Source organism: Mucilaginibacter puniceus (assembly GCF_054783175.1).
In genome coordinates this window covers 61,940-82,931 of the sequence record NZ_BAAGRB010000001.1, presented here as the reverse complement: position 1 = coordinate 82,931, position 20,992 = coordinate 61,940, and the positions used below count along the sequence as shown (strand labels likewise).

Below are 20,992 nucleotides of genomic sequence, written 5' to 3'. Positions count from 1 at the left end.
TTGTAAAGTGCTAAATTTGAAGCACGCGTATATGTATCTGCAACAACTATCAGTTATCAATTTTAAAAATTATGCCCAGGCCGAATTAAGCTTTAGCCCGGGTGTAAATGCCTTTATGGGCAATAATGGTGCAGGCAAAACCAACTTGCTCGATGCTATACACTACCTGTCATTATGTAAAAGTTATTTTAACCCTATTGATAGCCAGCAGATAAAACAAGGGGCTGATTTTTTTATAATTACCGGCTCATTTAACCGCGACGAGAAGCAGGAAGCTATTGCCTGCTCAGTTAAACGCAATCAAAAAAAGCAGTTTAAGCGCAATAAAAAAGATTATCAGCGCCTGGCAGATCATATTGGTTTGTTGCCGCTGGTAATGATATCGCCGTATGATATCAGCATTATTATTGAAGGCAGCGAGGAACGCCGCAAGTTTATTGATAATGTAATATCACAAACAGATAACAAATACCTGGATGAGTTGATAGCTTATAATAAAGTATTGATCAACCGTAATGCTTTATTGAAAACAATTGCCGGCACCGGGCGGTATGACCCGGGGCTATTAGAAGTGATGGACGAACAATTGGTAGCTTCAGGTACCCGTATTTTTGATAAACGCAAGACATTTATGGAGGAATTTACCGCCATATTTAATCAGCATTATCAATTTATAAGCGGCGATGCGGAGTTGGTTTCATTAACGTACGAATCGCAACTATTGCAAAACGACCTGGCTGACCTGCTAAAGAAAAATATAGAGAAGGACCGCGCACTGGAAAGAACCACATCCGGCATTCACCGCGATGACCTGCAATTTTCTATACACGGTATGCCCATGAAAAAATTTGGCTCGCAGGGGCAGCAAAAATCTTTCCTGATAGCATTAAAATTAGCACAATACAGCTTTCTTACCCAAAAAAAAGGTTTTAAACCTTTGTTATTGTTGGATGATATTTTTGACAAACTGGATGACCTGCGGGTAACCAAGCTGATGCAAATGGTATCCAACAACAACTTCGGGCAGGTTTTTATTACCGATACCAGCACTTCAAGAGTGGAGAATATATTTAAAGATATTAATGTACCCGTTAAACTATTTACGGTGAAGGAGGGCGAGATAAATGCGTAAGGCCAACGATAAATCGTTAAAAGAAGCTATTGAGCAAATGATGCAGGTTTATAAGATCAAGCGCAAGTTTGATGAAACCGGCATCATAGCAAACTGGTCGCGGTTTGTTGGTAAAGCCGTAGCCAACCGCACCAAGGAGCTTTTCATCCACGACAAAAAACTCTTTCTGCGTATAGAATCATCCGTAATAAAAAATGAGCTGATGATGATGCGTGCGCAGATCATTGAAAAGATAAATGAAGAGGCTAAGGGGATATTGATAGAGGAGATTATTTTCTTATAACCCCTGATAAAACAAAAAAGGCCCAAACCCTTATCGGGCTTGAACCTTTCTCTTATATATTAATACGCTTAAAACCTCTCGAAGGCAGAGAAAAAGAAATTACCTTCAATAGCAGCATTTTCATCAGAATCAGAACCATGCACTGCATTTGCATCAATTGATTTAGCAAACAAGTTACGTATAGTACCCGGCTCGGCTTTTGACGGATCGGTAGCACCAATTAATTTACGGTAATCTTCAATAGCGTTGTCTTTCTCTAAAATAGCCGCAACAATAGGGCCCGACGACATAAACTCAACCAAGGCATTGTAAAAAGGGCGCTCTTTATGTACGCTGTAAAATTCGCCGGCTTTTTCTGTGCTTAATGCAGTGTATTTTAAAGCAACTATTTTAAAACCGCTTTTGGTAATCTTATCTAAAATAGCACCGATGTGGCCATTGGCAACAGCATCGGGCTTGATCATTGTAAATGTTTTATTATTTTCCATGTATATTGTTCAATTGCGCAAAAATAGCTTTTTAAGCCCGAACGCTGAAACCTTTTTTTATTATAGTAATTGGTTTATATTAATTTATTTTAGCTTTGCAACTCTTTTAAAATTTGAATGTTAGACTTAGTCTCTCTTATTGACCTTTTAGCTACTCCACAGCAAATAGTAATTACTACCCATCATAAACCTGATGGTGATGCTATGGGCTCATCTTTAGGTTTATATAATTGCTTAATTCAGCTTGGCCACCATGCCAAAGTTATTGCCCCAACAGATTATCCGGATTTTTTAACCTGGATGCCGGGCAATGAAGAAGTTATTATATACACTGAAAACACGCAGCAATCGGCAGAGTTAATTGCTAACGCGGCGCTTATATTTTGTTTAGACTTTAATAACCTGAGCCGCATTAATGAAATGGGCGAATTGGTTAGGGCCAGCAAAGCCCTAAAGGTAATGATAGACCACCACCTGGAGCCAGAAGATTTTGATGATTACCGTCATTGGGACATTAAAGCTTGTGCCACAGCTCAGTTGGTATATGATTTTATTGCCAATCAACTCAACCATAAAGAATTAATCAATGCCGATGTGGCTACCTGTTTATATACAGGCATCATGACCGACTCTGCTTCGTTCAGGCTGCCAAATACCACGTCAGCGGTACATCGTGTGGTAGCTGATTTGATTGATGCAGGCGCGGTAAACTGGCGCATTCATGAGTTGGTATATAACAGCGCTAACGAAAATCGCCTGCGCTTTTTGGGCCATTGCCTGACCAATTGTTTAGAGGTGCTTCCTGAATATAATACAGCTATAATTGCCGTAAGCAAACAAGATATTGAAAAATACGACGTTAATACCGGCGACACCGAAGGTATTGTTAACTATGCATTGGCTATTGCCAGCGTACGCTTAGCTGCTTTTATTGTTGAGCGGGATGATAAAGTAAAACTATCTTTACGTTCAAAAGGTGAGTTTCCGGCTAACGAAATCTGTAAAAAGTATTTTAACGGCGGTGGACACCGGAATGCCGCAGGAGGGCAATCAAATGACAGCCTTGAAGAAGTTATTAACCAATTTAAATTAATTTTACCAGAGTATAAAAAACTATTAAAACAATAAAAATGAAAAAAAACTTAATGTTTTTAGCACTTGCAGCCACGGCGTTAGCAAGTTGTAATGGCGGATTTAAAAAAGGCGAAGGTGGCTTATTATATAATATCCATACCGACAAAAGTACCCCTGTAGCGCAAGTAGGTGATTTTTTAAGCCTGAATGTTGTAGCAAAAAACGATGGTGACTCGGTGCTGTTTAGCACTTATGAAACAGGTAATCCTCAATTTTTATTGTTGCAGGCACCACAAACTAAAGGTGATGTTTTTTCGGGTATTGCTTTATTAAGCGAAGGCGATAGCGCTACTGTAAAAGTTTCGGCCGATTCACTATTTAAAGGTGGACCAAAACCTCCAAATTTTAAAGGCAAATATCTTATTTATGATATTAAAGTAGAGAAAGTAATACCGAAAGGCAACCTCACCGACCAGATATTTCAGGATAATGTTACCAGCTATATTAATGCTCAAAAGGAGACTTTAAAAACGGGCGAAGCTAAAAAAATTGAAAACTATATTGCCGGTACCAAATTAAACTTTAATAAAACCGCATCGGGCTTGCGTTATGTTATTACCAAACCGGGCTCTGGTCCTAACATTGCTGTTAATGACACGGCAGTTGTGCGTTACGTAGGCAGATTTTTTAACGGAAAAATATTTGATACCAACATTAAAGCCGAAGCTGAAAAAGCTAAAATGGTTAACCCGGACGCCCCTTACCAGCCTATACACTTTGTAATTGGACAACGTGCTGTAATACAGGGTTGGGATGAAGGTATGCAATTATTAAATAAAGGTGCAAAAGCAAGTTTTGTAATACCATCAAGCTTAGCTTATGGCGAACAAGGTAATGGACCGGTAGCACCATTTACTCCGCTTACTTTTGATGTAGAGATAGTTGATATTATTAAAGGTGTACCTCCAACTCCGGCAAAATAAAAATCATTAAAACATATAGCCTTCCTGTTAAAGCAGGAAGGCTTTTTAATTATGAAAAGATATATCTTATTTCTGGCAACCATCGCGTTAGCAATTAATGTAAACGCTCAGACACCTAATCAGGTTACTACCTCCGGTGCACAATTACAAATATTAACTACCAACAACGGCAGGAAAATAAAATTGGATGATATCATCACCTTTCATGTAATTCAAAAAACCCCGAAGGATTCTATCCTTTATAGCAGTTATACATCGGGCAACCCGGTACAGGTTAGGGTACAACAAGAGGGTGACCTGATGGATGTATTCCCTTTGTTGGCCGAAAAAGACAGCGCGTTGGTTAAGGTAAGTACCGACTCGATATTTAAAAACAATGAGGCACAAAGGCCCCCGTTTTTACCTAAAGGCAGCTTTATATCGTGCATACTTAAAATTGAAAAAGTACAGTCATTAGATGAAGCTATTGCCGAAAGACAAGCCATGATGGATGGCCTGGCAGCAAAAGAAACTGCCGACATGGACAAATATATTGCTGATAAAGGTTTGGCTTTAACCACAACCGCATCGGGCTTAAAATATAAAATTACAGCGCCATCAATAAAGCGCAAGCCAGTTGCCGGCGATAGCGTACAGGTAAACTATACCGGCCGAACAATTGAAGGCAAAGTATTTGACTCCAGCATTGAAGCAGATGCCAAAGCCGGCGGATTGGTGCAACCCGGCCGCACCTATGAGCCTATTGCTTTCAGAGTAGGCCAGGGCATGGTTATACCAGGTTGGGACGAAGGTTTATTATTACTGGGCGAAGGCGCAAAAGCAACCTTTGTTATCCCATCAAAATTGGCCTATGGCGAACGTGGCATGAGCGAAGACATTAAGCCATTCAGCACTTTGATATTTGATGTGCAGTTGATGAAAGTTATACCGGCTAAAAAGCCTGTAGCTAAAGCCCCGGTTAAAAAATCAACCACAACGGCTAAGAAAACTACAACTACTAAGTCGACAACGATTAAAAAAACGACCGTCGCACCAAAGAAAAAAAGCTAAACAAAAAGCCTTCTGTAACCCGGAAGGCTTTTTTACTTTTGCAACATGCTGTTAACCGATACCCATACCCACCTGTATTATGAAACCGACCCGCAAAAACGGGCCGAACTGATGCAGCGCTGTTTGGATAACCAAATCAACCGGTTGTTTTTGCCCAATGTGGATGTGGAATCAGTAGCGCAGGTGTATGATCTGGTAAATGCTTATCCTAATAACTGCTTCCCTATGCTGGGGCTTCACCCCTGCTCGGTAAAGGATGATTGGGAGCAGGTATTAGCCACCATCAAAGCATCGCACCAAAACCATAAAATATACGCCATTGGCGAGATTGGCATCGACCTGTATTGGGACAAAACCACCCTGCCGCAGCAAATAGCCGCTTTTAAACAGCAAATTGCCTGGGCCAAAAGTTTGCAGCTGCCCATTGTTATCCATTGCCGTGATGCGTTTGACGAGGTTTTTGAAGTACTGGAGCAAGAACAGGGCGATGATCTGCGCGGCATATTCCATTGCTTTACGGGGAATTTAGAGCAGGCTCAAAAAGTTATCAGCCTGGGTTTTTATTTGGGGATAGGCGGTGTAGTAACTTATAAAAACGCCGGACTGGATAAAATTTTACCGCAAATTGATTTAAGCCATATCGTTTTAGAAACAGATTCTCCGTATCTTACACCCGTTCCGCACAGGGGTAAACCTAATGAAAGTTCATATTTGATTTATGTTGCCCAAAAGGTAGCCGATGTTTATCAAACCGGTATTGAAACGGTGGCTGATATCACTACGGCAAATTCCAAAAGAATATTTGGTGTGTAATGAACATTATTTGTTAAAGCTATTACTTTTATAAGCCCGACCTTATGAGTCAAATACTTATCATCTATACCGGGGGTACCATAGGTATGATGACAGATCCGGTTACCAAGGTGCTCAAACCTATCAACTTTGAGCAGATCATGGATAATGTGCCCGAGTTAGAGAAACTAAACTGCAAAATTAAGGTACACTCGTTTGATGAAATTATCGACTCATCAAACATGAACCCGGCTATATGGAGCCAGCTGGCCGAGTTGATTGAAAAAAATTACGATTCGGTGGATGGTTTTGTAATTCTGCACGGATCAGATACGATGGCATTTACCGCTTCGGCATTGAGCTTTATGTTGAAGAATTTGGCCAAGCCCATTATCTTCACCGGGTCGCAGTTGCCTATAAGCGCTATCAGGACGGATGCCAAGGAAAACCTGATGACGGCTATTGAAATTGCCAATGCCAAAAAAGGCGATCTGGCCCGCGTGCCCGAAGTATGTATTTATTTTGATTATAAGCTATTCAGAGCCAACCGCTCGTTTAAATATAACTCGTCAAAGTTCGAAGCTTTCCGCTCGCCTAATTACCCAATTTTGGCCGAGTCGGGTGTGCATTTAAGGTTTAGCGTGAACGATATACGCGTACCCAAGCCCGATGATAAACTGGTGGTAAACAAAAACCTGGTGAGCGATGTAGCCGTGCTTAAACTATACCCCGGCATAAGCCCTAAGGTGGTTGAAGCCATATTAAACAGCCCGGTGCGCGGCATTGTAATGGAGACCTTTGGCGCCGGCAATACCACTACCGACCAATGGTTTATTGACCTGTTGGATGCTGCCATTAAAAGCGGCAAGGTTATACTGGATATCTCGCAGTGTAAGGTAGGTACGGTTGAGCTTGGCCGCTATGAAACCAGCAAGCAGCTTAAAGATATTGGCGTAGCCAACGGGTACGATATGACCTACGAGAGCGCCGTTACCAAAATGATGCACCTGCTTGGCCAGTTGGACGACCCTAAAGAAATTAAGCGCCTGTTAGAAACCGACCTGCGTGGCGAAATAACGGTGTATTAACCTAAAACATGGTTTACACAACTTAACACATTTTGGAAATTTTTTTAATTATTTTATTGATATTCAAATAGTTATAAAATTTACACCTCAAAAAATGTAAACCATGATTTTTACCACCTTTGCACGAGCCCTCCCTTGCAATGACAAACCACTGTCAGCATATTTAATTTTTTAAAGCCCCTCCCGATAGCTATCGGGATGATTACTTCGAAGGAGTTCTTTGAAATATTAAAGTTTTGGGCGTTACCCGGTAAATCAATAATCTCCTGAAATAGGTAGTCCAAGAGTAAAGCATCCGCCCCGCTCATTCGCCGCGGGAAAGGCTGTTACTTTTGGCTTGATCCAAAAGTAACCAAAAGATCAAGCCGGAAAAATCCTTCTCCGCTCGAGGCAAAACACCCTGGCCCGCGTTTTCCGGCAGGCCTTTGCCCGCTTCTACGCTCGGCGGTGTTAATGATTACGTGCTTATTAATCGTAGTAAACACCCGTCAGCAGAAAAGCTTCGGGCGAAATCAGGTAAAACGGTGGTGGGCGGTGCGGCTGCAGGGGCATACAACATTTGCAGAAGCGTGGCTATGTGCGCCTTGGGGCAATTTTTGCGGCCCCAGGTTTTACCTGATTTGCAGCGCAAGAGGCCGGTGCGGCAAAGAAGCCTCTCTGCTGACTTGACTTTTTGGTCCTTTTGTGTCAAGACAAAAGGACTAGGCCCTCCCGCGGCCATGAGCGGGACGATGTGTATCTTAGAGTACATCTTATCTGCATCCTTGTCACTCCTAAACTGCAATTTTTTCACTCTAAAAATGTCAAAATTTCAATATTTTCAGCTATAAAATACCTGTTAGCGGTTTGGCACATAGCTTGTACATGGTTAAATACCGGGACGCGATAGTCCCGCCAATTTAATTGATTAATTGTTCATTTATTTTTTAAAACTTTTTTAAAGGAGAAAAGGCCATGACATTGGTTAAATTTAATCAACCCAACAACGCATTAATGCCAGGCTTTAATGACGTTTTCGATTCCATTTTTAACGATACCTTTTTTAACGACCGCATGATTACCCGCGTTCCGGCGGTAAACATCAGCGAGACTGAAAACAATTACCATGTGGAGCTGGCCGCGCCAGGCTTAAAGAAGGAAGATTTTAAACTTAACCTGGAGCGCAACGTATTAACCATATCGGTTGAAACTACTGCCGACCACCAGGACAACCAAAAAAATTACAGTAAGCGCGAGTATAGCTATCAATCGTTTGTGCGCTCGTTTACCCTGCCTGATAGTGCCGACGACAGCAACATCAACGCTACCTATACCGATGGTATTTTAAAAATTGACATTGCCAAACGCGAGGAAGCCAAAACTGTGCGCAGGCAAATTGAGATCAAATAACCAACTTACAACAGTTAAATTAAATGGAGCCCTTGCTAACAGGGGCTCTTTTTTTAATTATTGATGTGTTATGAAACAGAGCCGTTATGCTATTTTGCTGAGCCTTAAAACCCCAACCGGGTTTATCACTTACGGGCAATACTATTTGGGCGACGACCGCCAGTTTGCCGACGACGTGTTTAACCAGTTACAAGGCAGCCGCGAGATTACCCCGCATACCCTGCTGCATATAGACATGATGGAAACCGTTGATGAGTTGCCGCAAAAAATTAAAACCATAGGCTGCACGTTGGACGAACTGGCCCATAATATCAAACTAATTGCCCGCGAAATTTTTAAACTGAAAAATTTGGAGGACATGGACCCATGAACAAGCTGGAACTTACCAAAACATTACTGTTAACCGTACTGTTTTGCCTGCTGGTTTGGGATGTGGTGCAATACCTTACCGGGCACCAACCCGTAATACCACAAAGCCATCAAAAGTTATTGGCCACCGGCACCCTGCTTTGGTTTGCCACCCTGTTTTTCACCAAAAACAGCGACGACGACTGGGCCGGGCAATGGTAATAATCTTTTGGGCGTTTCTCCCGATAGCTATCGGGAGCCGGGCTATCCGCTCATACGGCGCGAGGCGTTAGGCGCCGGGCCGGTATCCGCTACTATCCCTAACGCAGACTTGCTATTCCAATATTTGTTACTTTGTTCTCTTGCAACCATTTAATAAAGGCATTTTTATCCAATGGTGTATAATGTATAATTTCTCCGTTCTTTAGCAGAATGGTAAACAAATCTGATGATGCCAAGAATTTGCAAAGCTCATTGGCATTATATTCAAACCCCGGATAAGTAGCAGCCATAATGAATTATACCTGATTATTTATGCAAGATACAAAAATAGGTCATATTTCACCTATTTTATATAGCAGTTATCTGCCAGTTTCGTAGTGTGAATAAACCAAACTACGACCTGTTTACTAAAGCTTTAGGAAAGCACCTGCGCCATATCCGCAAAGAAAAAGGATTGAGTATGGAGCAGCTGGCCTATAAAGCCGAAATGGAGTACCGGCAACTGGGCCGTATTGAGCGCGGCGAAGGAAGCGCCACCGTAGTTACCCTGCTCCGCCTTGCAGAAGCATTGGAGGTGGATATAAAAGAGTTGTTTGATTTTAAAAGTAAACACTAGCCTTTAGGTTCTATATTAAACCAAGAATCTAATTTGTAAATTAAGCTTTATAAATTGTCGGCCATTATCTACATAAATTATTCCAGCAGTTATTTTATTAGAATCTGTAATTCTCTTTAAATCTGGAGTGTCTGTTTTAGTATTATTTAATAAATATTCTTCAAATAAGTTTTTGTAATAAAAATGGTAACAAATGACATCTCCATTTTTCTTTACTATTAAGTACCCCCCATTGGCTTGATGCAATCCATTCCATAACTTTGATGCAACCATCCCTAACGCATAGTCAGAAAGAAATCTTTTGATCTTATTGTGGTAAAACTCATGACCCATAGATGTATCATAGTTTAGTGGATTACTACTATGTAATTGTGTTGCAATAACACTTAATTTTCTTGCTATACCCTTGTAATGAGACAAAGTTATTTCAGCAGCAATCGCTGGAAAATAACTATCCACCATAATTAAATTATTTAAAAAGATAGGACTATCGACTTTATTGAATATTAAATTACCACCAGCTTTTTGTATGTAATTTAATTTGTCCTCATAGCGTGAAATACTATTTATGTGAGCAAGTTCTAAACTATTGAAAACATGACCAGTTATTTCATATGTGAAGTTAGTATGAGTACTAGCATTAACCAATGTTGATGGACTTCCTAATTGAGATTTTATGCTAAAACCTAAAGACGGGGTTAAATGAGTCCGATCATCATAAATATTTAGAATTATATCCTGCTTTTTCTTTGAATTTGCTTTTAAATTTTTACAATTTAAATCTTTTAGAAAATCATTTATAGGTTGGTATGTAAATTTGCCTTTTTTGTGCTTCAATAATTCTATTAATAATTTTTGCGACCAACTTTTAAAATCTGATAGGCTAAATTGGCCAATAACCTGTCCTTTATTTTCTACTGTTACGGTCGTATCTAATGTATATAGTGTTTCATCATTATTTCCCTCTCGAATAATGGAAATAATTGTGTAAGAAGCGTTTGACAGTTTATTTAAATCTTTATCTCCTAAGAATACCTCTTTATCAGCGATAAGCTTCAATAAAATGTATATTTCACTCCACTCGCCTCTATTGCCTGATAAAGCCATTTTTAAAGTTGTAAATTTGCTATAATATTTTTTGCCATCGCTTGAATTGCGGGCACAGCTACTGAATTACCAAACTGTTTGTATGCAGATGCGTCCGCAACTGGTATTAGATAATTATCTGGGAACCCTTGCAATCGAGCCCATTCCCTGGGCGTCATCTTTCTTACGCCTTCACGATTTACCTCCCCTTTAATTTTGGTTACCGGAGTAAAATCCTCGATACTGTGATCATATACTAAATTTCTCTCTCTACCCATTCCTCCTACAACAATAGCATTCGCTATACCATCATCACTTATGATTTCATACCCAAAACCGTTACCTTTAGTTGCGTGTCTTGCTTTGTGTTCCTTAAGTGTTTTTAAATATTGTGTCGATAGATAATACTTAGCGGAAACTGGTCCTTTTTCTTTTATATCTTCAAGCTTTTTCTTCTGTCCTAATGGCTTAGGATAATCAAAGTTGTTTATACCTAAGTCACCTCTAAAGCCTGCTATAAAAATTCTTTCTCTATTTTGAGGCACACCAAAATCTTTCGCATTAATAATTTGCGGTTCAGGTACAAAATATCCTAAATCGCTTCTTAAAACATTTAAAATAGTGGCGAGTGTTTTGCCACCATTATGATTACGTAAGCCTTTAACATTTTCTAAAAAAATGGCTTTGGGTTGCTTTCGTCTAATAATTTCTGCAACATCAAAAAACAACGTACCGCGCGTATCTTCAAATCCCCCTCTTTTTCCCGCAATAGAAAATGCCTGACATGGAAAACCCGCACACAATATATCAAAGTCAGGAATATATTTCTTTGTAGATTCCTTTGTTATATCACCGAACGGCTTTTCCCCAAAATTTGCCCTGTATGTACGTTTCGCTTCCTTATCCCATTCGCTTGTAAAAACGCATTTACCTCCAAGATTTTGCATGGCAAGTCTAAAACCGCCGATACCTGCAAATAAGTCGATGAATTTAAACTTAGGGTTTTCGAGCGGAGGAAAAGGCACCTGAAAAGTATCAAAGGCGCCATATTGTAAAGCCTCCTCGGCTAACAAGCTTGTAATATTCTCTTCAGGATATTTACTTTGTAAAATTTCTTGGGCAAACTTTACTGCTTCCTTTTTATAAAACTTGGATACTCCATTTTTGCTATTATGCAAATAATGTGTTAATACAGCTTCTTTATTATCATCCGGATCTATTATTCTTATCTTATATTTATTGCCATTAATATCCTCGATTGATATTTTTTCCTTCAAATCCATTTTTTGCTTCATTGATTGCAGTCTCAACTTGTATGGTGCAATTTAATAAATCCTTTTTAATGTCACTCCCCCAAAACCTTAAAGTTATCCACCCTTTTTCAGCCAGAACTTTATTTACTTCTTTATCACGTTCTATATTCCTTTCAATCTTTTTGTGCCAAAATTCTTGATTTGATTTGTGGTCATTTTTTCGCTCATCCCAATTTTTCCCATGCCAAAATTCACTGTCGACAAATACAGCGATCTTCCACTTTTTAAATGTTAAATCGGGCTTGCCAAAGACTGTTTTGTCATTCTTCCTATAGCGCAACCCTCTTGAATGCAACATTTTTGCTAAAGCAGTTTCTATTTTTGAACCACTGGCTTTAACCGCTTGCATGTTTTTCCGTCTTTGGTCTTTTGTTAATCTATCCAAAACAAAATTGTGTTAATCTAATGTCTATAATCAAACACAAAAAACAAAACTAAGTTTAGCCCCTCACCCCCTAAACCCGATAGCAGCGTATACCCGCCCTCGCGCGTAATGCCTGCAGGCGTATAAGCGCATAGCGGGGCTACCGAAACCCAAACGCGCAGAACCCTGCTTTTCAAATACTTTCCCTTATCCCCATAAAACTTACTACTTTTGCCACAAATAAACCATTGGCTGTTTTTTGAGTTAAACACCCAATACTTATTAAGTGCATACATGAATACAATCCCCGGACGTTTACTTCTTTTTGCTGTTACCCTACTACTGCCGGCTTTTTTAAGTTTTAATGCTATCGCGCAGGATACGGGCAAACAATCAACCTTTAAATTAAAAACCATAGTTATTGATGCCGGGCATGGCGGTAAAGATCCGGGTGCGCGGGGCAGGGTAAGCCGCGAGAAGGATGTGGCGCTGGTGCTGGCCAAAAAACTAAAAAAAGCTATTAACGACGAGTTGCCGGATGTTAAAACCGTAATGACCCGCAATGATGATACCTTTATTGAGCTGCACCGCCGGGCAGATATTGCCAATAGCGCCAAGGGTAATTTGTTTATATCTATCCATTTAAATTCCTCGCCCGAGGGTACGGCCGCACGTGTAAACAAGCAAAACGGGGTAGAGATTTTGGTATACAAATTTAGCCGCGCCGGCGAGCAACTGGCCGCCATCCGCGAGAATGAGTCTATCAAATACGAGACGGATAAATCTGTTTACAAAAAACTGGAGGGAAACGATCCTGCCGTTGCTATGATCAATAAACTTTACCTGCAAAAATACCGCAAGCAAAGCATCCTGTTTGGCGGCTTGGTAAATAAGGAGTTTACAGAGACCGATGGCCGCAAAAGTAAAGGGGTAAAGGAGCAAAGCCTGCATGTACTGGCCAACAGCGGTATGCCCAGTGTACTGGTTGAGGTAGGTTTTATAAACAACCCCGAGGAGGAGGAGTATCTTAACTCGGCCAGCGGACAAAATGAAGTGGTGCAAAGCATTTTACGCGCGGTTAAAGCCTACCTTAAAACTTTGGGGTATTAATTTTAAAATATCCCCCTAAAAAATCCGGATAAGGATACATCAAAGTAGTAGCATACTTTGCGCAGGGTGTCTATACGTATGTCTATTTTACCGGATTCGAGCCTGGCAATGTTAATATTGGTATCGCTGTAAAATTTTTCCTGGGTTATGCCATTTTGCCTGCGCAGGCGCTTAATTTGCAGGGCCACTTTCTTTTTAAAAGCGATGTCAGATTTGTCAAGATACTCAAAATCAGTAAGTAACATAGTTAAAAAGGGTAATTTTTATACAAAAAACGTACAACTTAGAGGAATGTTCCATTAAATAAAGGTATAAAAATATTTCAAAAAACTGACGAATAAGTCATTGTATTAAATACAATATGGCTCTACATTTGTTATACACTACTCGATCCTGCAATAACCATGAAAAATAAAACAGTAAAAAAAGCGAGTATTTAATTTGAATTCTCAGGCACCCAAGCTGAGGTATTAACGTTCTTTGTTTTGGGTTTAATCAATAGTTTAAATTAATTAGGGGAAAGAGAGCTTCAAAAGAGCTCTCTTTTTTTGTGTGGGCAATTTTGACTCCCTCTGTCAACTCACCCGGTCTACGCTTCGCTGGACCACCCTCTCTTCCGCAAGCGGTAAAGAGGGTTTAATTAATGCAACAACCCTCTTTACGCCAAAGGCGAAGAGAGGGTCGACGAGTGAAACGATGTCGGGGTGAGTAATTGTGCTACTGTAATGACAATAAAAATCCACCCAGGCTTTATATTTGAGTAAATGCTCTCTGTTATGAAAATTAAGCTACTGATCTTCCTATTACTTTTGTCTGTTACCGGCTTTACCCAAAACCTTTCTACCGGTACCTGGCGCGGGGTTTTAAAAACCGGGGCGGGGAAGGAGATTCCATTCAATTTCGCGGTGAAAAACGTAGCCGGCAAAACACAACTAACTATTATTAATGGCGCCGAACGCTTAAAGGTGGATGGGGTTAATTATAAAAATGATTCGGTTTTTATACAGCTGCCGTTTGATTCGGAGTTCAGGGTGAAGCAAACCGGCGGTAATTTACAGGGCAAATGGATAAGGCATTTAGGCGATCATGATGTGGCGATGAATTTTTCGGCAATCCCCAACTATCCCTGGCGGTTTTTTAAAAAGGTGGCTAAGCCAACGGCTGATATTTCGGGCAGATGGTCGGCTACGTTTGTAAATAAGGAGGGCAAAAAAGAGGTTACCGTGGGCGAGTTTAAGCAAACCGGCGTTAATCTTACCGGAACTTTTTTAACCACCACAGGCGATTACCGCTATTTGGAGGGCGTGGTAAACGGCGATAAGTTATATTTATCTGCCTTTGATGGTAACCATAATTATTTGTTTACCGCCAACATATCGGATAACAAAATTACCAACGGCAAACTATACGCAGGCCTCACCAGCGAAACCAACTGGACTGCCACGCGCGATGCCAATGCCAAACTACCTGACGCTTATTCGCTAACGGCATTAAAGCCGGGGTATAAAAAAATTGCTTTCTCATTTAAGGATATAAATGGCAAACTCGTTTCGCTATCCGATAGCCGGTTTAAAAACAAGGTGGTTATTGTGCAGATACTGGGCTCGTGGTGCCCTAACTGTATGGATGAGACTGCGTATATGATCAACTACTATAAAAAGTATCATTCCAAAGGTGTGGAAGTTGTGGGCCTGGCTTATGAGCGGACCACGGATTTTGCTAAATCAAAAAAATCATTGCTGCAATTAAAAAGCCGGTTTAATATACCGTACCCGCTGTTAATTACCGGCTACACCCCATCCAGCGGCGACCCTGAAAAAAGCCTGCCTATGCTAAAGGATATCATAGGTTTCCCAACTACTATCATTATTGATAAAAAAGGCGATGTACGTAAAATACACACCGGCTTTAGCGGACCGGGTACCGGCAAACACTATATTGAGTTTATTGAGGAGTTTGAAACCTTAACGGATCATTTACTGGCAGAGAAATAAAACATGACCTTGGGGCCATCTTCGTTAATTTGGGTAACCCCTACGGGGCAAAATGTAACTAAATACAATTTCTACAAAAAGGTAGACACTACGGGTCAAATGTTTTTTATAATCGACTAATAAATAAATCCGAAATCGAACATTCGAAATCCGAAATTAAGAACGTTCCTCCCAAATCATACATAAATGCAAAATGGTCTCAACCGCTTTTTGCATATCCTGCACCGATACCCATTCCTGCTTGCCATGAAACGCATGTTCGCCGGCAAATATATTGGGACAGGGTAATCCCATAAAGGATAAGCGCGAGCCATCTGTACCGCCGCGAATGCTGCATAGCTTGGCTTCCAGGCCGGCACGTTTGATGGCTTCCATACCGTATTCCACAATCTGTGGGTGCTCGTCCAGCACTTGCTTCATATTGCGGTATTGGGGTTTTACCTTCAGTTCATAGCTTGATGAAGGGTAATCCTTTAATACTTCATCGGCTATTTTTCGGATCTCGTTGGCATGGTCGGCTAATTTGGCTTCGTCAAAATCGCGGATGATAAAATCAATAGTGGCGGTTTCCACATGTCCGCTAATGTCAACCGGGTGAACAAAGCCCTGCATATTGTCTGTGCCTTCGGGCGAAAGCTCTAACGGTAGTTTAGCAACAATAGCCCCCGCAATTTTTATGGCGCTTTCCATCTTGCCTTTGGCAAAACCAGGGTGGGTACTCACGCCGTTAATGATGAGTTTGGCACCATCTGCCGAGAAAGTTTCGTTCTCCATATTACCCGCGCTTTCGCCATCCATGGTATAGCCTGCGTAGGCCCCCAATTTTTTGATGTCCACTTTGTCAACTCCTCTTCCTATCTCTTCATCAGGCGTAAACAATATCCGGATGTCGCCGTGTTGAATCTCGGGATGGTTCATCAACTGGTAGCAGGCATCCATAATTTCAGCCAGGCCGGCTTTGTTATCTGCCCCCAGCAGCGTCGTTCCGCTGGCGGTAATGATATCGTTGCCTATCTGATTTTTCAGGTCGGCATGCTCACTCATTTTTAATATTTGCGATGGATCATCCGGCAGTACCAAATCCTCGCCTTTATAATTTGTATGCACAATAGGTTTTACACCTTCGCCACTGCAATCGGGCGAGGTATCCATGTGCGAGCAAAAGCAAATTACAGGCACATCTTTATCTGTATTAGCCGGCACCGTAGCATACACATAGCCATACTCGTCCAAATGCGCATCGGTTATGCCTATTTGCTGTAATTCGGCAACCAATAAACGGCCCAAATTTTTTTGTTTTTCTGTTGACGGATAGGTGTCAGAATTAGGGTCCGACTGGGTATCTATACCAACATAACGCAAAAAACGTTCTTTAACTGTAAAATTGAGGGGCGATGTAAAATTCATAAGCCTTATATTTGCAACATCATAATTACTTAAATTTTCAGACACTTTATCATTTTCATAACAATTTGAACGTAGAAGAGTTGCGCGATTATTGCCTGCTAAAGCCGGGAGCAACAGAAGGGTTTCCTTTTGGCGAGGATACTTTAGTGTTTAAAGTTGGTGGTAAGCTCTTCTTATTAACCGGGTTAGAAGCCGGCAACAACTTTAATGTAAAGTGCGACCCGGAACTGGCCGTTGAACTGCGCGAGCGATATACGGAAGTGATACCCGGCTACCACATGAATAAAAAAATGTGGAACACCGTTTACATGAATGGCTCATTAACACGCAAGCAGCTTTGCGAAATGATAGACCACTCGTACAACTTAGTTTTTAAAAGCCTGCCAAAAAAAGTGCAGGCAGAGATAGATACCCAATAACTTAATGGAAGAATACCTAACCTTAGCCCCAGTAGCATCAGTAATTTTTGTTTTAACGCTAATTACCACCATCATGGCATTCAGTAACGAAACGCTATATGGTAAATTAATGCTGCACCCCTACAGTGTATCTAAAGGCAAATATTTATATACTGTAATAACCAGCGGGTTGATACACAAGGACTGGATGCACCTGGCATTTAACATGATTACCTTTTATAGCTTTGCCTTTAGATTAGAGGGGTTGATAGGGCATTGGCAATTCGCGGTGTTATACATTTTAAGTTTGATATTAAGTGATATACCATCTATAGTAAAACATAAAAATGATTTTTGGTACCATAGCCTGGGCGCATCGGGGGCAATAAGCGCGGTACTTTTTAGCTTTATCCTGTTTTCGCCAACAAGTAGTTTATATATCATACCCATCCCTATTCCCATAAATGTTGTAATATTTGGTGTGCTATACCTGGTTTATTGTACCTATGCTTCCAAACATTCGCAGGATGCGATAAACCATGATGCCCACTTATTTGGCGCATTAAGCGGCTTGGGTATTACCATTATACTTTTTCCGGGCGTAGTGCCTTACTTTTTCGACCAGGTTATCGGGGCAATTCGATAGTATCGGCGTTAACAAATTTTTCGTCTTCATCAAATAAAAAGCTCATGGGCTGCTCGGGGTCTTTAATGATCTCCAGTAATACAAAGCCCCAGTTTTTCCAAAAGGTTTCCAGTACTTGTCCGTAAACTTTGTTAACCCAGTCGTCAAATAAAGGTTTGGTGCTCATGCCACGCAAGGGCATCGCTTCAATATAGATCTCTTCACCTACCGGCATTACATTATACTCGGGCAAGCGGTTAAACAGGTAGGCCGAATAAAATACCCGCCCGCTAAACTCTTCAAACTGTATAGGGTGCAAAACCTCATCCTGTATTTTATCCAGCGTCTCTTTGTGGTAAAGTTTGTTGGCGCCATTATCCTGCAGGCAAATAACCAAACCAAAATCCCTTATACGTAAAGCAAATGTTAGCGTATTGATCTCGTCGCGGTAGCCAAATTCCTGTTCATTATTATCCACCTTAAATAAAAACAGGCTGAATGGTTTAAAACCATCCAACTCAATAGGCAAATTCAGCGTTTGCAGCATTAAATGCAGGTGGGTAAATTTATGGATGATGGATTGCGAAATATTAAACTCCTCGCCCTTGGCATATTGCTGCCTGATGCCCGATTGTATCTCGTTAAAAATAATGCCGTACAATAACTTACCCGCCCATTGAAATAATTTGGTATCGTCCAGGTTTTTAACCGCGTCGTAACCTATTTCAAAAGCAGCTGCTATCTCGTTCTCTAACGGCTCTAAATATTGCTCATTGATATGTGCCGAGCAGGGTAATTTCAGGTCCTTGTAGGTGGCCATGCTTTCGTCTAACAGCTTAAAAGCTTTATCTTCCAACCCATAACGGCTCATTAACCATTGCGGAAAAACCTGTATTTTTTCTTCCTCGCTGTTTAATGGCTGCCCGGTTAAAAAGCAGGTTTTATTACTAAAGTTAGATACCTCGAACGGAGCATATATTTGTGCCGGCATGGGGGCAAAGATAATAAAGTGCGGGGGATGTATTTTAACCCAACTGTCATTTCGAACGAGGTACGAGGAGAAATCCATACACATGCAAATCTTATCGATGTATGGATCTCTCACTACGTTCGAGATGACAAGTGATTTAGTTACTTTAAAATAGATATATTAGCTCTACTATGCGCCTCACCTATCTCCCCTATGAATTGACCCTAAAGCATCCTTTTACGATAGCTAAATTTTCGCGCACCTCAACGCCGCTAATGTTGATACAAATTGAATACGAGGGCTATATGGGGCATGGCGAAGCATCAATGGTACCGTATATGGGCGAGAGTCATGATAGTGCTGCCAACTTTTTACATCAGGTAGATGTAAAACAGTTTACATATCCTTTTGATTTTGCGGCGATAATTAATTACCTGGATAGTGTGGCACCGGGCAATCCTGCGATTAAAGCCGCTATTGATATCGCTCTTCATGATCTGGACGGGAAAATCAAACAAAAACCCTGCTGGCAAATCTTAGGCAGCAACCCCGCGCTGATGCCGGTGACCAGTTTTACTATAGGTATTGATGAGCCGGAAGTTATCCGCCAAAAAGTTAAAGAGGCGGAGAATTTTAAAGTGATCAAGGTAAAATTAGGCAGGGATAATGATAGGGAACTGATACAAACCATCCGCCAAATGACGGATAAACCCCTGTATGTAGATGCCAACCAGGGTTGGACGGATAAAGAAAAAACCCTCGACCTGATCTACTGGCTGCATAGCCAGGGGGTGCGACTTATTGAGCAGCCTATGAATAAGATCGATATTGAAGGTAATGCCTGGCTGACAGAAAGCAGCCCTATCCCGTTAATTGGTGATGAAGCTGTACAGCGTTTGCCGGATGTAGCCAAAGCCGAAGGTGTTTATCATGGTATTAATATTAAATTGATGAAATCGGCTGGCATGTATGAGGCACAGCAAATGATAGCCAAAGCCCGCGAACTTGACCTGAAAATATTAATAGGCTGCATGAGCGAAACCAGTTGCGCCACGCTGGCCGCTGCAGCCCTTGCTCCGCAATGCGATTGGGCAGACATTGATGGCCCGTTTTTAACTACTAATAACCCTTACCAAACACCTGAGTTTGTGGATGGAAAGTATGTGTTAGGTGAGGATGTGGGGTTGGGGATACGACAAAAGTAACGGATGTCACCCTGAGTTTATCGAAGGGTGCGCGTGAGGGCCTTTGCCCCTTATGGTTCGACGGGCTCACCATGACAGCGCTCATATTATTCGACCCCCTCTATCACATACCCCTTCCCATTCAACTCAAATTTATCACCAATTTTCAATCCTTTTAATTTGATCCCGATTGGTGATGCCGGAGATATGGCAAAATAACTTTCGTTATTAACAGTAAGCGTACCCGCACTTATGGCCAAATAAAATTTACCGCTATTGGTTTTTACTACGCTGCCTGTATCTATGGTAGTGTGTACAGCAGTCGGATTGATAGCGTTTAGCGCCACTTTTAATTTATTAGCCTCGTTCAATTGAGCCATATTACGGTCGGTTTCCTGCTGCATCATGGCGCGGCCGGTCTCGTATTTGTCCCCCGCGCTGCTTTTGGTATCGTCTTTTGATGCCTGTTGTGCCTCATCAATGCCCTGTTGCGCGGCATCCATACGGCTTTGTACGTAGGCCAAACATTGTTTATATAGCTCTTCTTTTACACTCATTTTATCTATCAAATATAGAATTATCGGGTGGGTATAAAATAAGAAAGCCCCCTTGCACTCGCTGCTGGGGGCTTTCAACCTAAACCTTATCACAATTGCAAGCTTTCGCCTACATCATAACTAACGTTATTTTGTAGTCTTGAGTTGCTCCATTATCACATTTTTGGAAATAATGATAATGTAATGACACAACAAACTTGAGGATTTTCTGCTATAAATCATACTTAATTTTCATTTTTTATCTTATTTGGATTTAATATAAATAAGGTTTATCTTTGAAGAGTTAAATACAGGTATGAAGCTATCACAATTAGGAGTAGGAGAAAAAGGGATCGTAAAAGAGTTTACTGACCTTGAAATGTCTGTTAAATTGATGGAAATGGGTTGTTTGCCCGGCGAAGAGATCAGAGTTGACCACATTGCACCCATGGGCGATCCGATTGCTATTAAGGTTTCGGGCTACCAGCTTAGCCTGCGCAAACAGGAAGCTTCAACCATTATATTGCAATAGTTTTTTAA

At 41.0% G+C, this 20,992-nt stretch carries 26 protein-coding genes; 17 read left to right on the top strand and 9 right to left on the bottom strand.

Annotated features, from left to right (window positions below; translation table 11 throughout):
* The first annotated feature begins 31 nt into the window (after positions 1 to 31).
* A complete protein-coding gene (recF, locus tag ACYVJ6_RS00395; protein WP_460692067.1) occupies positions 32 to 1,132 on the top strand; it encodes a DNA replication/repair protein RecF in 1,101 nt (366 codons plus the stop codon).
* Complete coding sequence (locus ACYVJ6_RS00390; RefSeq protein ID WP_460692066.1) at positions 1,125 to 1,415, top strand: DciA family protein; 291 nt, start codon at positions 1,125 to 1,127, stop codon at positions 1,413 to 1,415. Before recF ends, ACYVJ6_RS00390 begins: the two co-directional genes overlap by 8 nt.
* 68 nt (positions 1,416 to 1,483) lie before the next feature.
* On the opposite strand, the gene ACYVJ6_RS00385 is transcribed toward ACYVJ6_RS00390, so the two are convergent.
* Positions 1,484 to 1,903, bottom strand: coding sequence for a nucleoside-diphosphate kinase (locus ACYVJ6_RS00385; protein WP_460692065.1), 420 nt, complete (start codon positions 1,901 to 1,903; stop codon positions 1,484 to 1,486).
* Between the two features lie 117 nt (positions 1,904 to 2,020).
* Here ACYVJ6_RS00385 and ACYVJ6_RS00380 point away from each other — a divergent pair, with 117 nt between their 5' ends.
* From ACYVJ6_RS00380 to ACYVJ6_RS00340, 9 genes are all read left to right on the top strand, one after another.
* Positions 2,021 to 3,031, top strand: coding sequence for a DHH family phosphoesterase (locus ACYVJ6_RS00380; protein WP_460692064.1), 1,011 nt, complete (start codon positions 2,021 to 2,023; stop codon positions 3,029 to 3,031).
* A gap of 2 nt (positions 3,032 to 3,033) precedes the next feature.
* Positions 3,034 to 3,960: an FKBP-type peptidyl-prolyl cis-trans isomerase gene (locus ACYVJ6_RS00375; protein ID WP_460692063.1), complete on the top strand. Its 927-nt coding sequence runs from the start codon at positions 3,034 to 3,036 to the stop codon at positions 3,958 to 3,960.
* Between the two features lie 51 nt (positions 3,961 to 4,011).
* Complete coding sequence (locus ACYVJ6_RS00370) at positions 4,012 to 5,010, top strand: FKBP-type peptidyl-prolyl cis-trans isomerase (protein ID WP_460692062.1); 999 nt, start codon at positions 4,012 to 4,014, stop codon at positions 5,008 to 5,010.
* 45 nt (positions 5,011 to 5,055) lie between these two features.
* Positions 5,056 to 5,823 (top strand): TatD family hydrolase, encoded by a 768-nt coding sequence (locus ACYVJ6_RS00365; RefSeq protein ID WP_460692061.1) that lies wholly within the window; start codon positions 5,056 to 5,058, stop codon positions 5,821 to 5,823.
* 44 nt (positions 5,824 to 5,867) lie between these two features.
* Positions 5,868 to 6,890, top strand: a complete 1,023-nt coding sequence (locus tag ACYVJ6_RS00360) for an asparaginase (RefSeq protein WP_460692060.1) — start codon at positions 5,868 to 5,870, stop codon at positions 6,888 to 6,890.
* Between the two features lie 954 nt (positions 6,891 to 7,844).
* Positions 7,845 to 8,279, top strand: a complete 435-nt coding sequence (locus ACYVJ6_RS00355; RefSeq protein WP_460692059.1) for an Hsp20/alpha crystallin family protein — start codon at positions 7,845 to 7,847, stop codon at positions 8,277 to 8,279.
* Positions 8,280 to 8,349: 70 nt separating this feature from the next.
* The gene (locus ACYVJ6_RS00350) at positions 8,350 to 8,649 is read left to right on the top strand and encodes a hypothetical protein (RefSeq protein ID WP_460692058.1); all 300 of its coding nucleotides are present in this window, start codon (positions 8,350 to 8,352) and stop codon (positions 8,647 to 8,649) included.
* Positions 8,646 to 8,849 (top strand): hypothetical protein, encoded by a 204-nt coding sequence (locus tag ACYVJ6_RS00345; RefSeq protein ID WP_460692057.1) that lies wholly within the window; start codon positions 8,646 to 8,648, stop codon positions 8,847 to 8,849. Before ACYVJ6_RS00350 ends, ACYVJ6_RS00345 begins: the two co-directional genes overlap by 4 nt.
* A gap of 379 nt (positions 8,850 to 9,228) precedes the next feature.
* Positions 9,229 to 9,465 (top strand): helix-turn-helix domain-containing protein, encoded by a 237-nt coding sequence (locus ACYVJ6_RS00340; protein ID WP_460692056.1) that lies wholly within the window; start codon positions 9,229 to 9,231, stop codon positions 9,463 to 9,465.
* A gap of 15 nt (positions 9,466 to 9,480) precedes the next feature.
* On the opposite strand, the gene ACYVJ6_RS00335 is transcribed toward ACYVJ6_RS00340, so the two are convergent.
* The 4 genes from ACYVJ6_RS00335 to ACYVJ6_RS00320 are packed head-to-tail and all read right to left on the bottom strand — an operon-like array spanning position 9,481 to position 12,524.
* Positions 9,481 to 10,572: an HpaII family restriction endonuclease gene (locus ACYVJ6_RS00335; RefSeq protein ID WP_460692055.1), complete on the bottom strand. Its 1,092-nt coding sequence runs from the start codon at positions 10,570 to 10,572 to the stop codon at positions 9,481 to 9,483.
* 2 nt (positions 10,573 to 10,574) lie between these two features.
* On the bottom strand, positions 10,575 to 11,846 hold the full coding sequence (locus ACYVJ6_RS00330) for a DNA cytosine methyltransferase (protein ID WP_460692054.1): 1,272 nt from the start codon (positions 11,844 to 11,846) through the stop codon (positions 10,575 to 10,577).
* On the bottom strand, positions 11,797 to 12,249 hold the full coding sequence (locus ACYVJ6_RS00325) for a very short patch repair endonuclease (protein WP_460692053.1): 453 nt from the start codon (positions 12,247 to 12,249) through the stop codon (positions 11,797 to 11,799). The genes ACYVJ6_RS00330 and ACYVJ6_RS00325 overlap by 50 nt, the downstream gene beginning before the upstream one ends.
* 17 nt (positions 12,250 to 12,266) lie before the next feature.
* On the bottom strand, positions 12,267 to 12,524 hold the full coding sequence (locus ACYVJ6_RS00320) for a hypothetical protein (protein WP_460692052.1): 258 nt from the start codon (positions 12,522 to 12,524) through the stop codon (positions 12,267 to 12,269).
* Here ACYVJ6_RS00320 and ACYVJ6_RS00315 point away from each other — a divergent pair.
* The gene (locus ACYVJ6_RS00315) at positions 12,523 to 13,338 is read left to right on the top strand and encodes an N-acetylmuramoyl-L-alanine amidase family protein (RefSeq protein ID WP_460692051.1); all 816 of its coding nucleotides are present in this window, start codon (positions 12,523 to 12,525) and stop codon (positions 13,336 to 13,338) included. The two genes, ACYVJ6_RS00320 and ACYVJ6_RS00315, sit on opposite strands and share 2 nt — an antisense overlap.
* Positions 13,339 to 13,340: 2 nt before the next feature.
* Here ACYVJ6_RS00315 and ACYVJ6_RS00310 read toward each other — a convergent pair whose 3' ends face one another.
* Positions 13,341 to 13,583: a helix-turn-helix domain-containing protein gene (locus ACYVJ6_RS00310; RefSeq protein WP_460692050.1), complete on the bottom strand. Its 243-nt coding sequence runs from the start codon at positions 13,581 to 13,583 to the stop codon at positions 13,341 to 13,343.
* Positions 13,584 to 14,114: 531 nt separating this feature from the next.
* Here ACYVJ6_RS00310 and ACYVJ6_RS00305 point away from each other — a divergent pair.
* Entirely contained in the window at positions 14,115 to 15,332 is a 1,218-nt protein-coding gene (locus ACYVJ6_RS00305; RefSeq protein ID WP_460692049.1) for a peroxiredoxin family protein, read from the top strand.
* Positions 15,333 to 15,488: 156 nt separating this feature from the next.
* Here ACYVJ6_RS00305 and pepT read toward each other — a convergent pair whose 3' ends face one another.
* On the bottom strand, positions 15,489 to 16,739 hold the full coding sequence (gene pepT, locus ACYVJ6_RS00300) for a peptidase T (RefSeq protein WP_460692048.1): 1,251 nt from the start codon (positions 16,737 to 16,739) through the stop codon (positions 15,489 to 15,491).
* A 65-nt stretch (positions 16,740 to 16,804) separates the two neighbouring features.
* Between pepT and ACYVJ6_RS00295 the strand changes: the two genes are divergently transcribed.
* Positions 16,805 to 17,158: an MmcQ/YjbR family DNA-binding protein gene (locus ACYVJ6_RS00295; protein ID WP_460692047.1), complete on the top strand. Its 354-nt coding sequence runs from the start codon at positions 16,805 to 16,807 to the stop codon at positions 17,156 to 17,158.
* A 4-nt stretch (positions 17,159 to 17,162) separates the two neighbouring features.
* Complete coding sequence (locus ACYVJ6_RS00290) at positions 17,163 to 17,783, top strand: rhomboid family intramembrane serine protease (protein WP_460692046.1); 621 nt, start codon at positions 17,163 to 17,165, stop codon at positions 17,781 to 17,783.
* On the opposite strand, the gene ACYVJ6_RS00285 is transcribed toward ACYVJ6_RS00290, so the two are convergent.
* The gene (locus tag ACYVJ6_RS00285; protein ID WP_460692045.1) at positions 17,764 to 18,753 is read right to left on the bottom strand and encodes a hypothetical protein; all 990 of its coding nucleotides are present in this window, start codon (positions 18,751 to 18,753) and stop codon (positions 17,764 to 17,766) included. The genes ACYVJ6_RS00290 and ACYVJ6_RS00285 overlap by 20 nt on opposite strands.
* A gap of 170 nt (positions 18,754 to 18,923) precedes the next feature.
* Here ACYVJ6_RS00285 and ACYVJ6_RS00280 point away from each other — a divergent pair, with 170 nt between their 5' ends.
* Entirely contained in the window at positions 18,924 to 19,937 is a 1,014-nt protein-coding gene (locus ACYVJ6_RS00280; protein ID WP_460692044.1) for a dipeptide epimerase, read from the top strand.
* A gap of 86 nt (positions 19,938 to 20,023) precedes the next feature.
* Here ACYVJ6_RS00280 and ACYVJ6_RS00275 read toward each other — a convergent pair whose 3' ends face one another.
* On the bottom strand, positions 20,024 to 20,473 hold the full coding sequence (locus ACYVJ6_RS00275) for a 3-oxoacyl-ACP synthase (protein WP_460692043.1): 450 nt from the start codon (positions 20,471 to 20,473) through the stop codon (positions 20,024 to 20,026).
* A 295-nt stretch (positions 20,474 to 20,768) separates the two neighbouring features.
* On the opposite strand from ACYVJ6_RS00275, the gene ACYVJ6_RS00270 reads away from it, so the two are divergent.
* Complete coding sequence (locus ACYVJ6_RS00270) at positions 20,769 to 20,984, top strand: FeoA family protein (RefSeq protein WP_460692042.1); 216 nt, start codon at positions 20,769 to 20,771, stop codon at positions 20,982 to 20,984.
* Positions 20,985 to 20,992 lie beyond the last annotated feature (8 nt).

Coding starts and splice junctions, on each gene's coding strand:
- ACYVJ6_RS00285 (WP_460692045.1), bottom strand. CDS start 18,753: ATGCCGGCACAAATATATGCTCCGTTCGAGGTATCTAACTTTAGTAAT.
- ACYVJ6_RS00365 (WP_460692061.1), top strand. CDS start 5,056: ATGCTGTTAACCGATACCCATACCCACCTGTATTATGAAACCGACCCG.
- ACYVJ6_RS00370 (WP_460692062.1), top strand. CDS start 4,012: ATGAAAAGATATATCTTATTTCTGGCAACCATCGCGTTAGCAATTAAT.
- ACYVJ6_RS00305 (WP_460692049.1), top strand. CDS start 14,115: ATGAAAATTAAGCTACTGATCTTCCTATTACTTTTGTCTGTTACCGGC.
- ACYVJ6_RS00280 (WP_460692044.1), top strand. CDS start 18,924: ATGCGCCTCACCTATCTCCCCTATGAATTGACCCTAAAGCATCCTTTT.
- ACYVJ6_RS00270 (WP_460692042.1), top strand. CDS start 20,769: ATGAAGCTATCACAATTAGGAGTAGGAGAAAAAGGGATCGTAAAAGAG.
- ACYVJ6_RS00380 (WP_460692064.1), top strand. CDS start 2,021: ATGTTAGACTTAGTCTCTCTTATTGACCTTTTAGCTACTCCACAGCAA.
- ACYVJ6_RS00315 (WP_460692051.1), top strand. CDS start 12,523: ATGAATACAATCCCCGGACGTTTACTTCTTTTTGCTGTTACCCTACTA.
- ACYVJ6_RS00355 (WP_460692059.1), top strand. CDS start 7,845: ATGACATTGGTTAAATTTAATCAACCCAACAACGCATTAATGCCAGGC.
- ACYVJ6_RS00375 (WP_460692063.1), top strand. CDS start 3,034: ATGAAAAAAAACTTAATGTTTTTAGCACTTGCAGCCACGGCGTTAGCA.
- ACYVJ6_RS00275 (WP_460692043.1), bottom strand. CDS start 20,473: ATGAGTGTAAAAGAAGAGCTATATAAACAATGTTTGGCCTACGTACAA.
- ACYVJ6_RS00360 (WP_460692060.1), top strand. CDS start 5,868: ATGAGTCAAATACTTATCATCTATACCGGGGGTACCATAGGTATGATG.
- ACYVJ6_RS00335 (WP_460692055.1), bottom strand. CDS start 10,572: ATGGCTTTATCAGGCAATAGAGGCGAGTGGAGTGAAATATACATTTTA.
- pepT (WP_460692048.1), bottom strand. CDS start 16,739: ATGAATTTTACATCGCCCCTCAATTTTACAGTTAAAGAACGTTTTTTG.
- ACYVJ6_RS00320 (WP_460692052.1), bottom strand. CDS start 12,524: ATGTATGCACTTAATAAGTATTGGGTGTTTAACTCAAAAAACAGCCAA.
- ACYVJ6_RS00390 (WP_460692066.1), top strand. CDS start 1,125: ATGCGTAAGGCCAACGATAAATCGTTAAAAGAAGCTATTGAGCAAATG.
- ACYVJ6_RS00350 (WP_460692058.1), top strand. CDS start 8,350: ATGAAACAGAGCCGTTATGCTATTTTGCTGAGCCTTAAAACCCCAACC.
- recF (WP_460692067.1), top strand. CDS start 32: ATGTATCTGCAACAACTATCAGTTATCAATTTTAAAAATTATGCCCAG.
- ACYVJ6_RS00310 (WP_460692050.1), bottom strand. CDS start 13,583: ATGTTACTTACTGATTTTGAGTATCTTGACAAATCTGACATCGCTTTT.
- ACYVJ6_RS00345 (WP_460692057.1), top strand. CDS start 8,646: ATGAACAAGCTGGAACTTACCAAAACATTACTGTTAACCGTACTGTTT.
- ACYVJ6_RS00385 (WP_460692065.1), bottom strand. CDS start 1,903: ATGGAAAATAATAAAACATTTACAATGATCAAGCCCGATGCTGTTGCC.
- ACYVJ6_RS00290 (WP_460692046.1), top strand. CDS start 17,163: ATGGAAGAATACCTAACCTTAGCCCCAGTAGCATCAGTAATTTTTGTT.
- ACYVJ6_RS00330 (WP_460692054.1), bottom strand. CDS start 11,846: ATGAAGCAAAAAATGGATTTGAAGGAAAAAATATCAATCGAGGATATT.